Origin of the sequence: Paraburkholderia sp. MM5477-R1, from assembly GCF_050436385.1 — a bacterium.
Classification (GTDB): domain Bacteria; phylum Pseudomonadota; class Gammaproteobacteria; order Burkholderiales; family Burkholderiaceae; genus Paraburkholderia; species Paraburkholderia tuberum.
Genome location: NZ_JBNDMC010000007.1, coordinates 292,232 through 305,049 on the forward strand (window position 1 = coordinate 292,232; position 12,818 = coordinate 305,049).

A 12,818-nucleotide genomic window follows, 5' to 3' on the forward strand; every position below is an offset into this window, starting at 1 on the left:
TCAGAATTGCGCCGCGGCGCGCGCTCCATGCACGCCGCCGCGGCGCGACCGGTCACAAACCGGGTCACAGCCGGGCCACAGCCGGGTCACAGCGGTTTTTCGTACATGTAGCGGCGCGACCATGGCAGGGTTTTCGCGCTGCGGCCGGCTTTGCGGCACACCACCTGGAAAATCGACACGTCGTCGTTTTCGAACGCATACGCGCAGCCGGCCAGATACACGCGCCAGATGCGGAATTTTTCGTCGTCGACGAGCTTGCGCGCCTGGTCTGCGTGGGCTTCGAAATTTTCCGCCCAGATGTCGAGCGTGTGCGCATAGTGACGGCGCAGGCTTTCGACGTCAACCGGTTCGAGCCCGCCGCGCTGCATCGATTCGAGCGCGAGGCTGATGTGCGGCAGCTCGCCGTCCGGGAACACGAAGCGGTCGATGAACTCACCGCCGCCGAGCGCGGTTTCGCCGCTATCGGCATCGCTCGACGTGATGCCGTGGTTCATCGCGATGCCGTCGTCGGCGAGCAGATCGTGCATCTTCTGGAAATAGCCGGGCAGGTTTTTGCGGCCGACGTGCTCGAACATGCCGACGCTCGTGATGCGGTCGAACTGCCCCTTGACGTCGCGATAGTCCTGCAGGCGGATATCGATCTGGTTTTCGAGGCCCGCCGCTTTCACGCGCGCGGTGGCGAGATCGAACTGGTTCTGCGACAGCGTGACGCCGACGCACTTCGCGCCGAACTTCTGCGCGGCGCGCAGCACGAGCGCGCCCCAGCCGCAGCCGATGTCGAGCAGACGCTGCCCGGGCTGCAGCTGGATTTTGGTCAGAATGTGATCGATCTTCTTCAACTGCGCGGTCGCGAGGTCTTCGGTGCCGGTCTCGAAGTACGCGCACGAGTAGACCATGTTCTCGTCGAGCCACAACCTGTAGAACTCGTTCGACACGTCGTAGTGATACTGGATCGCTTTCTTATCCGACGTCTTCGAGTGATTGAAGTAGCGCCGCACGCGCGCGAGCTTGCCGGCGCTCGTCACGGTGCTGCGCGCGAGCTGATAGCCGATATTGATGATGTCCGACAGCTTGCCCTCGATGTCGATCTTGCCTTTGACATAGGCTTCGCCAAGATTGTCGAGGCTCGGTTCGAGCAGATAGGGCAGCGCGGTTGCGCTCTTCACGTGTAGCGTGACCCGGGGCGCGGCGAACTGCCCGAAGTCGTGTTGCTGACCGTCCCACAGCACGAGGCGTGCGGGCAGGTTAGCTGTGGTTTTGACATCTTCAACCCACTGCGCCAGCTTTTTCTCCCAGAACATGTGATCTCTCCGTGTTCGTTGATTTAAAGCAAAGCTATGTGGATCGCGACATGGCGCGGCGCATTCCGCGGGCCGCGCAACGCAATCCCGCCGACGCGCGCCGCTACGTTGGCGCCGCCGCCGGCCTCATTCGTCCGGTCATCGACCGGTCAGGGCGACAGGCGTGCGATCAGCCAGTTGGCGCTTTCTTCCGCGCGCGTGTAAAGCAGACGATCGTGCAGCCGAGACGGCCGCCCCTGCCAGAATTCGATCGCGTCGGGCACCAGACGGTAGCCACCCCAGTGCGGCGGACGCGGAGGATTTTCGCCGTATTGCAGGCTGATTTCGCGTTCGCGTACTTCGAGCTGCGAACGGCTTTCAATCACCTGACTCTGATTCGATGCCCATGCGCCGATCCGCGAGCCGAGCGGACGGGACGCGAAATACGCGTCACTGTCTGCCTCGCTCGTTTTGACGACGCGGCCCTCGATGCGCACCTGGCGTTCGAGTTCGATCCAGTGAAACAGCAGGCTCGCGTAGGGGTTCACGTTCAGTTCGCGGCCCTTGCGGCTTTCATAGTTGGTGAAGAATACGAAACCGCGCTCGTCGACGCCCTTGATGAGCACGATGCGTGCCGAAGGCCGGCCGCGCGCGTCGACCGTGGCCAGCGTCATTGCATTCGGCTCGGGCAGCTTGGCGTCGATGGCCTGCTGGAACCACGTGTCGAATTGACGGAACGGATCGTGGTTGACGTCGGCAACGTCCAGTGAGCCCAGCGAGTAGTTTTTTCGAAGCTCGGCGAGTGAGATCATATTCTTATGCGAACGCTACAGTGTGGGCCAAGTATAGCTAAGGCGTCAGGTTTTTGCGCGCGAGCGAAGCAACGTATGGCGCGGCGCATGTTGCGCCGGCGCAAGCCTGCAACATTGCGTCGCTGCTCGTGGTCCTGCGCGGCTGTTTTCACGTGTTCAGGCAAAATACGGGCTGCGCGCCCCATTTGCCAAAGCAATTTGCCCAGGCGATTTGCCAAAGCGCCGCCGCCTGCTTTGTTCCGCCTGTGTTTTCGAGCCCTGCCATCATGTCCAGCACCGCCGCGCAATCCGATCTTACTACCAGCCTCGACGCGAACGAAACCGCCGACCGCGCGCGCCGTTTCGGCGGCATCGCCCGTCTGTATGGCGCGCCCGCGCTCGCCGCATTCGAGGGTGCGCACGTCGCGGTGATCGGCATCGGCGGGGTGGGGTCGTGGGTCGCGGAGGCGCTTGCGCGCAGCGCGCTCGGCACGCTGACGCTGATCGATCTCGACAACGTCGCGGAAAGCAACACGAACCGGCAGATTCACGCGCTCGACGGCAACTACGGAAAACCGAAGGTCGAAGCGATGGCCGAACGCATCGCGGCAATCAATCCGTACTGCGAGGTGCGGCTGATCGAGGACTTTGTCGAGCCGGACAATTTCGCGGCCACGCTCGGCGGCGGCTTCGACTATGTGATCGACGCGATCGACAGCGTGCGCACGAAGACCGCGCTGATCGCATGGTGCGTCGAGCGCAACCAGCCGCTGATCACGGTCGGCGGCGCGGGCGGTCAGCTCGACCCGACGCGGATCCGCATCGACGATCTCGCGCTGACGATCCAGGACCCGCTGCTGTCGAAGGTGCGCGGGCAGTTGCGCAAGCAGCATGGCTTTCCGCGCGGGCCGAAGGCGAAGTTCAAGGTGAACGCCGTGTATTCCGACGAGCCGCTGATCTATCCGGAAGCGGCCGTCTGCGATATCGATGAAGAAGCCGAGCACGTGAGCACGTCGCCGGGGCATACGGGGCCAGTCGGCTTGAACTGCGCCGGGTTTGGCTCCAGCGTGTGCGTGACCGCGAGCTTTGGTTTTGCGGCCGCGGCGTACGTGTTGCGGGAGCTGGCGAAGAAGGCGACGGTTTAGGTGGCAGCCCGGGCGGCGGTTTCAACCGCGCTGACCCAGGCTGCCATCGGGCAAAACATCACAATCGATCAATACAACGACGCGCTCAGCCTGCGCCGCCACTGCGACACCAGCTCCGGCTGATGCGCGGCCAGATCGAACACCGACAACATCGTCTTGCGGCCGATATCGTCGCGGAACGCGCGGTCGCGTTGCACGATCGCGAGCAGATGTTCGAGCGCCTGCGCGTATTTGCGTCGCGCGATAAACGCATTCGCGAGATCGAAGCGTGCTTCGAGATCGTCGGGGTTGCCGGCGACACGCGCTTCGAGCGCATCGGTGGGCGGTAGGTCCGCGGCGGCGTCCACCGCGTCGAGCCGCGTCTTGATCGCGTTGAAACGCGCGTCGATGCCTTGCGTGGTTTTCGGCGACAGCAGATCGACTTCGTTGCGGGCCTCATCGATGCGGTTGTCTTCGAGCAGTAACTCGATGCGGTCCATGCGCGCGTCGTCGAAGCCCGGGTCGTAAGCGAGCGCCGCTTGCAGCAGGTCGTAGGCGTCGTCGCGGCGGCCTTCGGCGAGCGCGGTCTGCGCTTCGATGCGCGCGGCCGGCGCCCCTTGCGGCACGAGCCGGTCGAGGAACTCGCGCAGCTGTCCTTCCGTCAGCACGCCGACGAACTGATCGACGGCCTGGCCGTCGGCGAACGCGATCACGTGCGGAATGCTGCGCACCTGGAAGTGCGCGGCCAGTTCGTGGTTCTCGTCCACGTTGACCTTCACGAGCTTCCATTTGCCGGCGGCTTCGGCTTCGAGCTTTTCGAGCATCGGGCCGAGACTCTTGCAGGGGCCGCACCACGGCGCCCAGAAATCGACCAGCACGGGGGCCAGCATCGACGCCTTGATGACGTCCTGTTCGAAAGTGGCCAGAGTGGTGTCCATTGCGTCCTCGTCGATAGAAACGGTTTGTGGCTAGCTGGGGCCGAATCGCACGAATTCAATGCCCACCTTGGCGCGTGGCCCGGCGCCGTCACTTGCGCTGCGGCAGCGGAATCCATTCGGTTTCGCCGGGCACGTGGCCCATTTCCTGATTGGTCCACGCGAGCTTCGCGGCTTCGATCTTCTCGCGCGAGCTCGCGACGAAATTCCATTCGATGAAGCGCTCGCCGTCGAGCTTCTCGCCGCCGAGCAGCATCGCGCGCGCGCCGTGCGTGCTGGCGAGCGTGACGGTTTCGTCGAGCGCGAGCAAGGCCATCTGGCCCGCTTCGAGCGGCGTGCCGTCGATCTCCAGATCGCCTTCCACCAGATATACACCGCGCTCCTCGTGCTCCGGTTCGAGCGCGAACGCGCTGCCCGGCGTGAAGTCGGCGGCGACGTACAGCGTGCCCGAAAACGTCGCGACCGGCGACACCGCGCCGAACGCGGTGCCCGCGATCACGCGCAGCGTCACGCCGTTGCGCTCGACGACCGGCAAGGTCGCGGCCGCGTGATGCGCGAACGACGGCTCGGCGTCTTCATCGGCGAGCGGCAGCGCGACCCAGGTCTGGATGCCGTGAATCGTCTGGCCGCGCGCGCGGTCTTCCGGCGGCGTTCGCTCCGAATGGACGATGCCGCGCCCGGCCGTCATCCAGTTGACGTCGCCGGGGACGATCTTCTGCTCGGAGCCGAGGCTGTCGCGATGCATGATCGCGCCGTCGAACAGATAGGTGACGGTCGCGAGGCCGATATGCGGATGCGGGCGCACGTCGAGGCCGCTGCCGGGTTCGAGGGTCGCGGGGCCCATGTGGTCGAAGAAAATGAACGGGCCGACGAGGCGCGCCGCCATCGCAGGCAGGACACGCCGCACGGTCAGATTGCCGATGTCGCGTAAGTGCGGTTTGAGGACGGCTTTGATCGAGGAAGTCATGGGCAGGCTCGACGGGAAAATGGAAGGAGAAGACTCGAATGGTCGATTCTACTGCGCGTCGCGCGCTGCCGACGGCAACGGCGCACGCTCGCCACGAGCGGGCGCAACGAAGCGAATTTGCGGCCTCCGTTACACTGCCAGATCGAACCATTTCTTTGGAGACCCGGATGTCGCCCAGGGACTTGCTGCTCGCGCTGATCGTCGTGCTCGCGTGGGGCGTCAATTTCGTCGTGATCAAGGTCGGCCTGCACGGCGTGCCGCCGATGCTGCTCGGCGCGCTGCGCTTTACGCTCGCTGCGGTGCCGGCGGTGTTTTTCGTCAAGCGGCCGCAGATGCCGTGGCGGTGGCTGTTCGCCTACGGCGCGACGATCTCGTTCGGGCAATTCGCGTTCCTGTTCTCGGCGATGTACGTCGGCATGCCGGCGGGGCTTGCATCGCTGGTGCTTCAGGCGCAGGCGTTTTTCACGCTGATCTTCGCGGCGCTGTTTCTGCACGAGCGCTTCCGTTTGCCGAACGTCGCGGGTCTGCTGGTCGCCGCGGCGGGGCTCGCGGTGATCGGCCTGCAAGGCGGCCACACGATGTCCGTCGCTGGTTTCCTGCTGACGCTGTGCGCCGCGTGCATGTGGGCACTCGGCAACATCGTTACGAAGAAGGTCGGCAAGGTCGATCTGGTCGGACTCGTCGTGTGGGGGAGCCTGATTCCGCCGCTGCCGTTTTTCGCGGCGTCGTTCGTGTTCGAAGGGCCGCGCGAGATCGCCGCCGCGTTGACTGGTATCAGCGCGCTGTCGATCTTCGCGATCGTCTATCTGGCGTTTATCGCGACGCTGGTCGGCTATGGCTTGTGGAGCCGTCTGCTGTCGCGCTATCCGGCGAGCCAGGTCGCGCCGTTCTCGCTGCTGGTGCCAATCGTCGGACTCGCGTCGGCGTCGCTGCTGCTCGGCGAGCAACTGTCTGCGATGCAGGTGGCGGGCGCGTTGCTCGTGATGGCGGGGCTCGCGGTCAACGTGTTCGGCGGCTGGGTCGTGCAGCGCTTGATACCGGCACGCTGAGCAACCGTTGCGCCACGCGTCGCGAGCGTGAATAAAAAAACGGCCGCGAGGCCGTTTTTTTATTGCTTCGTGTGTGCCGACATCACGTCATGCGGCTCTTCGCGAGCGGCGGATTCGCCGCGAAATAGCGCTTGATGCCGGTCAGGATCGCGCTGGCCATCTTGTCGCGATACGCGTCGTCGTTCAGGCGGCGCTCTTCGTCCGGATTGCTGATGAACGCGGTCTCGACGAGGATCGACGGAATGTCCGGCGCCTTCAGCACCGCGAAGCCGGCCTGCTCGACCGAGCCCTTGTGCAGCTTGTTGATGTCGCCGATCTCTTTGAGCACGAAGTTGCCGTAGCGCATCGAGTCGCGAATCTGCGCGGTGGTCGACATGTCGAACAGTGCGCGATTCACGGTGGCGTCGGCGGACTTGATGTTGATGCCGCCGATCAGATCCGACGAATTCTCCTTGTTCGCCATCCAGCGCGCGGCCGCGCTCGACGCGCCGTGCTCCGACAGCGCGAACACCGAGGAGCCCTTCGCCTCGGGCGTCGTGAACGCGTCCGCGTGGATCGACACGAACAGGTCCGCGCCGACGCGGCGCGCTTTCTGCACGCGCACGTTCAGCGGCACGAAGAAGTCGGCGTCGCGCGTCATCATCGCGCGCATGTTCGGCTGCGCGTCGATCTTCGCGCGCAGCTTCTTCGCGATGTCGAGCGCGACGTGCTTCTCGTAGGTGCCTGCGCCGCCGATCGCGCCCGGGTCCTCGCCGCCATGACCCGGATCGATTGCGACGGTGAGCAGTCGCACGGTGTTGCTGCGGCTCGACTTCGGTGTGGTGAATGCGTAGGTGTCGCCGCTGTCGCCGAGGTTGTCGTTGTTGCTGTCGAGACCGCGTGCGGTGCTGTTGCTGTTGGCGTTGCCACCCTTGTTGCGCGCCAGTGCGGCAGGCGGCGCGGAGGGCGCGGACGGCGCCGCCTGCCTGCCGGCAATGACCGGCGCGGACGGCGCCGTCGTGCCATGCGTGGGCGGATGCGGTACGCCCGCGGCGCCATTGCCGGCGCCACCGTTCTGCGCGTAGTGCTCGAAGAACGCTTCGCTGTTGTCGACCGGCGGCGCCGTGCCGGGGCCGGCAAGCGTCGCGGGCGGCGCGCTGTTTTCTTCGTTGAGCGCCTGCTGCTTGCGCTCGGTCTGCGCGAGCAGGTCCATCAACGGATCGGGCGCGACAGCCGGATACAGGTCGAACACGAGCCGGTACTTGTACGCGCCGACCGGCGGCAGCGCGAACACCTGCGGCTTCACCGAGCCCTTCAGGTCGAACACCATGCGCACCACGTGCGGCTGATACTGCCCGACCCGCACCGACGAAATCTGCGGATCGTTCGGCGTGATCTTCGAGACCAGTTCCTTCAGCGCCTGATCGAGGTCGAGGCCGTTCAGATCGACGACGAGCCGGTCCGGTCCCTGCAGCAGTTGCTGCGTGTTCTGCAGCGGCTGATCGGATTCGATCGTCACGCGCGTGTAGTCGCGCGCGGGCCACACGCGCACGCCGAGCACCGAGCTCGCAAACGCGAGACGCGGAGCGACGAGGCCGAGCACCAGCGTCGACGCACCGGCGCGCAGGATCTGCCGGCGCCGCCAGTTATGCGTTGCGCCCGCCGCCGATTCGATCGAATGGAATGGTTTGATTAACATCTTTCGAGACATGCCTTTCCTGATTCGCTATAAGCGCGTGCGACGAGTACGCGTGCGTCCGCGTTTGCGTCTGTGTTGCCGACGAGCCCGAGCAAGAAGACGAGATCCGGCACGCCGAGCAGCGCTCCCGCGCGTTGCGGCCATTCGACGAGGCAGACCGCGCCGCTGTCGAAATATTCGCGAAAGCCCGCGTCGGCCCATTCGGCCGGATCGGTGAATCTGTACAGATCGAAGTGATAGAGCGCGAGTTCCCCGGCGGGCCGCTCGAGCACATACGGTTCGACGAGCGTGTAGGTCGGACTGCGCACACGGCCGGTGTGGCCGAGGCCGCGCAAGGTCGCGCGCACGAGCGTGGTTTTGCCGGCGCCGAGGTCGCCGACCAGTTGGACTTGCAGGCCGTGGAACGCGAGGCTGCTTACAGCGCCAGGCTGGGCTGGCTGTGCCTGATGCGAGGCCGCGCGCACGCTTTCGATCGCTTGTGCGAAGCGCGCGCCGAACGCCTGCGTGGCGGCTTCGTCCGCGAGCGCGACAGAGCGTTCGAGCAGCACGGGAGCGGACGATAGGGGCGCGTGATCGGGATTGACAGGCATTCTCGTAAAATGGCGTGATGAACCGAAGTCCGAAGTCCCCTGTTTTCTGCACGCCCGCATCGGCCGATGATGCCGCGCGAGCTTCTGGCGCAACGTCCCGTTTCGACGAGGCGGCGCTTCGTGCGCTCGCGCTCGACATCAAGACGTGGGGCCGTGAACTCGGTTTCGGGGCGATCGGTATTAGCGATACCGATCTGTCGGCCGCCGAAGCGCCGCTTGCAGCGTGGCTCGAAGCGGGTTGCCACGGCGAGATGGATTATATGGCCAAACACGGCATGAAACGCGCGCGGCCGGCCGAGCTTGTGGCCGGCACGCGACGCGTGATCACCGCGCGCATCGCCTATTTGCCTGCGCAGACGCTGGAAGCAGAGGCGGCTGAAGGGGCGCATGAAGGGGGCCATGAAAGCGCGCCTGAAAGCATGCCGCAAGACGTAACGCAACCCGCCTCACGCGCGACACCCCGCGCGCGCGACTGGCGCGCGGCCGAGCACGCGCGGCTCGCGGACCCGTCGACGGCGGTCGTGTCGATCTACGCGCGCGGCCGCGACTATCACAAGGTGATGCGTCAGCGCTTGCAACAACTGGCCGACCGGATCGAAGCGGCGATCGGGCCGTTCGGCTATCGCGTGTTCACCGATTCGGCGCCGGTGCTGGAAGTCGAGCTTGCGCAGAAGGCCGGCATCGGCTGGCGCGGCAAGCACACATTGTTGCTGCAGCGCGACGCCGGCTCGCTGTTTTTCCTCGGCGAGCTCTATGTCGACGTCCCGCTGCCGACCGACGCCGAAACCTCGCCCGAGGCCGCGCCCGAAACGCCGGGCTCGCATTGCGGCAGCTGCGCGCGCTGCATCGGCGCCTGTCCGACCGGTGCGATCGTCGCGCCGTACAAGGTCGACGCGCGGCGTTGCATCTCGTATCTGACGATCGAGCTGAAGGGCAGTATTCCGCTCGACCTGCGGCCGCTGATCGGCAATCGGGTGTACGGCTGTGACGATTGCCAGCTCGTGTGTCCCTGGAACAAGTTCGCGCAGGCCGCACCGGTCGCCGATTTCGACGTGCGGCACGGGCTCGATCGCGCGTCGCTGGTCGAACTGTTCGCGTGGAGCGCCGAGGAGTTCGATACGCGCATGCAGGGCAGCGCGATTCGCCGCATCGGCTACGAGAGCTGGCTGCGCAATCTCGCGGTCGGCATGGGTAACGCGTTGCGCGCCGCGCCAGCAAGTCTCGACCTCGATGCCCGTGCCGCGATCGTGCTGGCTTTGAGGCAACGAGCCGACGATCCGTCGGCGGTCGTGCGCGAGCATGTGGAGTGGGCGCTCGAAGCGGCGTAAAGTCGTGGCAATTCGGTGCCGGCGATCTGGCACGCTAGAGGAGCAGGCACATGTTCAACGCAGTGATCGATGCGCCGTTCGGCAAGATCGGCATCCGGCTCGAAGGCGAAGCCGTGCGCGAGATCGTCTATCTGCCCGACTCGACGCCCAACGTCGCGCCCGACACGCCGCTCGCACGCGAGGTGGCCGAACAGATCGAGCGTTATTTCGAGCACGCGTCAGCGAAATTCGAGCTGCCGCTCGCCGAGTGCGGCACCGCGTTCCAGCGGCGCGTGTGGCAGGCGATCAGCGACATCCCGCCCGGCGTCGTGCTGACTTACGGACAACTCGCCAAGCAGCTCGGCAGCGTGCCGCGCGCGGTCGGCCAGGCGTGCGGCGCCAATTTCTTTCCGATCGTGATTCCGTGCCACCGCGTGGTGAGTTCGAGCGGCATAGGCGGCTTCGCGCATGATGGCGGCGACGGCTTCTTCCGCAACGTGAAGCGCTGGTTGCTCGTGCATGAAGGTGTGCCGTACGTATGAGCACCAGCACCACCACCAATACCGCTGTACACGTCGAAGACACGGCCGCCGCATCACCGCTGCTGCTGACCAGCTCCGCATCGATCGACGCCTTCTGCGACGCGCTGTGGCTCGAGCATGGCCTGTCGCGCAACACGCTCGACGCGTATCGCCGCGACTTGCGGCTCTTCTGCGAATGGCTCGCGCACGCGCGCAATGCTTCCCTCGACACCGCGAGCGAAGCTGACCTGAGCGCCTACAGCGCGGCGCGGCAAAAGGACAAGGCGACCTCGGCGAACCGCCGGCTGTCGGTGTTTCGCCGCTATTACGCATGGGCGGTGCGCGAGCATCGCGCGGCCGCCGATCCGACCTTGCGCATCCGCTCGGCGAAGCAGCCGCCGCGATTTCCTTCGACGTTGAGCGAGGTCCAGGTCGAAGCGTTGCTCGGCGCACCCGACATCGACACGCCGCTCGGCTTGCGCGATCGCACGATGCTCGAGTTGATGTACGCGAGCGGCTTGCGAGTGACCGAACTGGTCACACTGAAAACCGTCGAGGTGGGACTCAACGAAGGCGTCGTGCGCGTCACTGGCAAGGGCTCGAAGGAGCGGCTGGTTCCGTTCGGCGAAGAGGCGCACGCGTGGATCGAGCGCTATCTGCGCGAGGCGCGCCCGGCGCTCCTCGGCCCGCGCGCGGCCGATGCGCTATTCGTGACGACACGCGCGGAAGGCATGACGCGCCAGCAGTTCTGGAACATCATCAAGCGACACGCGCAGACCGCGGGCGTCCATGCGCCGTTGTCGCCGCACACGCTGCGGCACGCGTTCGCGACCCATCTGCTCAATCACGGCGCGGATCTGCGCGTCGTGCAATTGCTGCTCGGTCACACCGATATTTCGACGACGCAGATCTACACGCACGTCGCGCGAGAGCGGCTGAAATCGCTGCATGCGCAGCATCATCCGCGCGGGTGAGCACGACGCGAAGCGCGCGGGTGCCCGCGCGCTTCACACGAACTCGCGTAACCGGTGCTTGAGAATCTTGCCGGTCGATGCGGCCGGCAGCGCCGCGAGCACCTTCAGCTCGGCTGGCCGCTTATACGGCGCGAGCCGCTCGCCGCACCACGCGATCAACGCCGCGGGCGTGACCGTCGCGCCGGAAACCAGTTCGACGAACGCGATCACCTCCTCGTTGCCCTCGACCGCGCGTCCGATCACCGCCGACTGCACGACCTGCGGATGCGCGTTCAGCACGTGCTCGACCTCGGCCGGATACACGTTGAAGCCCGAGCGGATGATCAGCTCCTTGCTGCGCCCGACGATATGCAGCGCGCCGTCCGCGGCCTGCCGCGCGAGGTCGCCGGTCTTCAGCCAGCCATCCTCGGTGACGCTCGCGCGGGTCTGCTCGGGGTTGCGGTAATAGCCGAGCATCACGTTCGGCCCGCGCACCCATAGCTCGCCGATCTCGCCCGGCGCGGCGTCGGCGCCGTCGAGCCCGACGAACTTCACTTCGACGCCCGGAATGACTTCGCCGACCGAGCAATCGACGCGCGGCGCGTCGACCATCGTCTGCGACACGGTCGGGCTGCTTTCGGTCATGCCGTAGCCGTTGTGCAGCGGCAGACCGTACACGGCTTCGACCTGCGCCTTCAGCGCGGCGTCGAGCGGCGAGCCGCCCGAGTACGCGAAGCGCAGTCGCGGCGCGGACCATGCGTGGCCGTGCGTGTGCAGATGTTCGAGCAGCTTCGCGTGCATCGCCGGCACGCCCTGGAAGATCGAGACGTGCTCGGTGGCGAGGGCGAGGCGCACCGCTTCCGGCACGAAGCGCGGCGCGAGCCGCAACGTCGCGCCCGCATGCAGGCTGCCGAGACACACCGACGCGAAGCCGTACACATGCGAGATCGGCAGCACCGCATAGACGACGTCGTCGGGCCCGACCTGGCGCAGCCGGCTCGACACGGCCGCGATGTACAGCAGATTGCGATGCGACAGCATCACGCCTTTCGGCGTGCCGGTGGTGCCGGTCGTGTAGATCAGCGCCGCGCATTGGCGGTCGCTGGCGGCTTCGACGGCTTCGGCTTGCACGCTGCTGTCCACCGCATACGACCATGCGCCGATGTCCGGCGACAGCGTGGGTGCGGGTGTCGCTCGTTGCCGCTCACCATGCTGGCGTGCGTCGGGCGAGCTTTCGAGCGCATACGCGACGACGCGCGGTTGCGCATGCGCGCGGATCGAATCGAGTTCGGCGGCCGACAGTCGGGCGTTCGACACGAGCGCCCACGCATCGAGCTTCGCGGTCGCGAACAGCAGCACGATTTGCGCGATGCTGTTCTCCGCGACGATCATCACGCGATCGCCGCCGCGCACGCCCCAGTCGCGCAGCAGCGCGGCGGCCGCATCGACGGCCTCGCGCAGTTGCGCGTTGGTCAGGCGGCGAGCATCTTCGATCAGCGCGACATGCCGCGGATCGCGTGCGGCGGCGAGCGCCGGAATGTCGCCGATGCGCGCGGGCAGGGCGGCGAGCAGCGCGGGGATATCGATCGTGGAACGGATGGATGAAGCCTGCTTCAACACTGT

Annotated in this window: 12 protein-coding genes; 5 read left to right on the forward strand and 7 right to left on the reverse strand. The window is 66.0% G+C overall.

The genetic code is table 11. The features are described from left to right. Nucleotides 1-86 precede the first annotated feature (86 nt). The gene (locus OKW35_RS30165) at nucleotides 87-1,301 is read right to left on the reverse strand and encodes an SAM-dependent methyltransferase (RefSeq protein ID WP_090801647.1); all 1,215 of its coding nucleotides are present in this window, start codon (nucleotides 1,299-1,301) and stop codon (nucleotides 87-89) included. 149 nt (nucleotides 1,302-1,450) lie between these two features. Next, on the reverse strand, nucleotides 1,451-2,092 hold the full coding sequence (pdxH, locus tag OKW35_RS30170) for a pyridoxamine 5'-phosphate oxidase (protein WP_090801646.1): 642 nt from the start codon (nucleotides 2,090-2,092) through the stop codon (nucleotides 1,451-1,453). Nucleotides 2,093-2,358: 266 nt separating this feature from the next. On the opposite strand from pdxH, the gene tcdA reads away from it, so the two are divergent. After that, nucleotides 2,359-3,216, forward strand: a complete 858-nt coding sequence (gene tcdA / locus OKW35_RS30175; protein ID WP_429553977.1) for a tRNA cyclic N6-threonylcarbamoyladenosine(37) synthase TcdA — start codon at nucleotides 2,359-2,361, stop codon at nucleotides 3,214-3,216. 68 nt (nucleotides 3,217-3,284) lie between these two features. Here tcdA and trxA read toward each other — a convergent pair whose 3' ends face one another. Then, nucleotides 3,285-4,133 (reverse strand): thioredoxin, encoded by an 849-nt coding sequence (trxA, locus tag OKW35_RS30180; protein ID WP_184051515.1) that lies wholly within the window; start codon nucleotides 4,131-4,133, stop codon nucleotides 3,285-3,287. 88 nt (nucleotides 4,134-4,221) lie between these two features. Continuing rightward, nucleotides 4,222-5,097, reverse strand: a complete 876-nt coding sequence (locus tag OKW35_RS30185) for a pirin family protein (protein WP_429553978.1) — start codon at nucleotides 5,095-5,097, stop codon at nucleotides 4,222-4,224. A gap of 167 nt (nucleotides 5,098-5,264) precedes the next feature. Between OKW35_RS30185 and OKW35_RS30190 the strand changes: the two genes are divergently transcribed. Continuing rightward, a complete protein-coding gene (locus OKW35_RS30190) occupies nucleotides 5,265-6,146 on the forward strand; it encodes an EamA family transporter (RefSeq protein WP_187614016.1) in 882 nt (293 codons plus the stop codon). Nucleotides 6,147-6,228: 82 nt separating this feature from the next. Here the strand turns inward: OKW35_RS30190 and OKW35_RS30195 are convergent, their stop codons facing one another. Both OKW35_RS30195 and tsaE read right to left on the reverse strand, forming a co-directional pair. Then, a complete protein-coding gene (locus OKW35_RS30195) occupies nucleotides 6,229-7,836 on the reverse strand; it encodes an N-acetylmuramoyl-L-alanine amidase (protein WP_429553979.1) in 1,608 nt (535 codons plus the stop codon). After that, on the reverse strand, nucleotides 7,818-8,414 hold the full coding sequence (tsaE, locus tag OKW35_RS30200; protein WP_429553980.1) for a tRNA (adenosine(37)-N6)-threonylcarbamoyltransferase complex ATPase subunit type 1 TsaE: 597 nt from the start codon (nucleotides 8,412-8,414) through the stop codon (nucleotides 7,818-7,820). Before tsaE ends, OKW35_RS30195 begins: the two co-directional genes overlap by 19 nt. Before the next feature lie 17 nt (nucleotides 8,415-8,431). On the opposite strand from tsaE, the gene queG reads away from it, so the two are divergent. Genes queG through xerD form a run of 3 tightly spaced genes read left to right on the forward strand, consistent with a single transcriptional unit; the run spans nucleotide 8,432 to nucleotide 11,216 of the window. After that, the gene (gene queG, locus OKW35_RS30205; protein WP_429553981.1) at nucleotides 8,432-9,742 is read left to right on the forward strand and encodes a tRNA epoxyqueuosine(34) reductase QueG; all 1,311 of its coding nucleotides are present in this window, start codon (nucleotides 8,432-8,434) and stop codon (nucleotides 9,740-9,742) included. A gap of 50 nt (nucleotides 9,743-9,792) precedes the next feature. Next, a complete protein-coding gene (locus tag OKW35_RS30210) occupies nucleotides 9,793-10,263 on the forward strand; it encodes a methylated-DNA--[protein]-cysteine S-methyltransferase (RefSeq protein ID WP_429553982.1) in 471 nt (156 codons plus the stop codon). Continuing rightward, complete coding sequence (gene xerD, locus OKW35_RS30215) at nucleotides 10,260-11,216, forward strand: site-specific tyrosine recombinase XerD (protein WP_429553983.1); 957 nt, start codon at nucleotides 10,260-10,262, stop codon at nucleotides 11,214-11,216. The genes OKW35_RS30210 and xerD overlap by 4 nt, the downstream gene beginning before the upstream one ends. Before the next feature lie 33 nt (nucleotides 11,217-11,249). Here the strand turns inward: xerD and OKW35_RS30220 are convergent, their stop codons facing one another. Beyond that, entirely contained in the window at nucleotides 11,250-12,812 is a 1,563-nt protein-coding gene (locus OKW35_RS30220) for a class I adenylate-forming enzyme family protein (protein WP_429553984.1), read from the reverse strand. Nucleotides 12,813-12,818: the final 6 nt, after the last annotated feature.

Coding starts and splice junctions, on each gene's coding strand:
- OKW35_RS30165 (WP_090801647.1), bottom strand. CDS start 1,301: ATGTTCTGGGAGAAAAAGCTGGCGCAGTGGGTTGAAGATGTCAAAACC.
- trxA (WP_184051515.1), bottom strand. CDS start 4,133: ATGGACACCACTCTGGCCACTTTCGAACAGGACGTCATCAAGGCGTCG.
- tsaE (WP_429553980.1), bottom strand. CDS start 8,414: ATGCCTGTCAATCCCGATCACGCGCCCCTATCGTCCGCTCCCGTGCTG.
- OKW35_RS30190 (WP_187614016.1), top strand. CDS start 5,265: ATGTCGCCCAGGGACTTGCTGCTCGCGCTGATCGTCGTGCTCGCGTGG.
- pdxH (WP_090801646.1), bottom strand. CDS start 2,092: ATGATCTCACTCGCCGAGCTTCGAAAAAACTACTCGCTGGGCTCACTG.
- queG (WP_429553981.1), top strand. CDS start 8,432: ATGAACCGAAGTCCGAAGTCCCCTGTTTTCTGCACGCCCGCATCGGCC.
- tcdA (WP_429553977.1), top strand. CDS start 2,359: ATGTCCAGCACCGCCGCGCAATCCGATCTTACTACCAGCCTCGACGCG.
- OKW35_RS30185 (WP_429553978.1), bottom strand. CDS start 5,097: ATGACTTCCTCGATCAAAGCCGTCCTCAAACCGCACTTACGCGACATC.
- xerD (WP_429553983.1), top strand. CDS start 10,260: ATGAGCACCAGCACCACCACCAATACCGCTGTACACGTCGAAGACACG.
- OKW35_RS30210 (WP_429553982.1), top strand. CDS start 9,793: ATGTTCAACGCAGTGATCGATGCGCCGTTCGGCAAGATCGGCATCCGG.
- OKW35_RS30195 (WP_429553979.1), bottom strand. CDS start 7,836: ATGTCTCGAAAGATGTTAATCAAACCATTCCATTCGATCGAATCGGCG.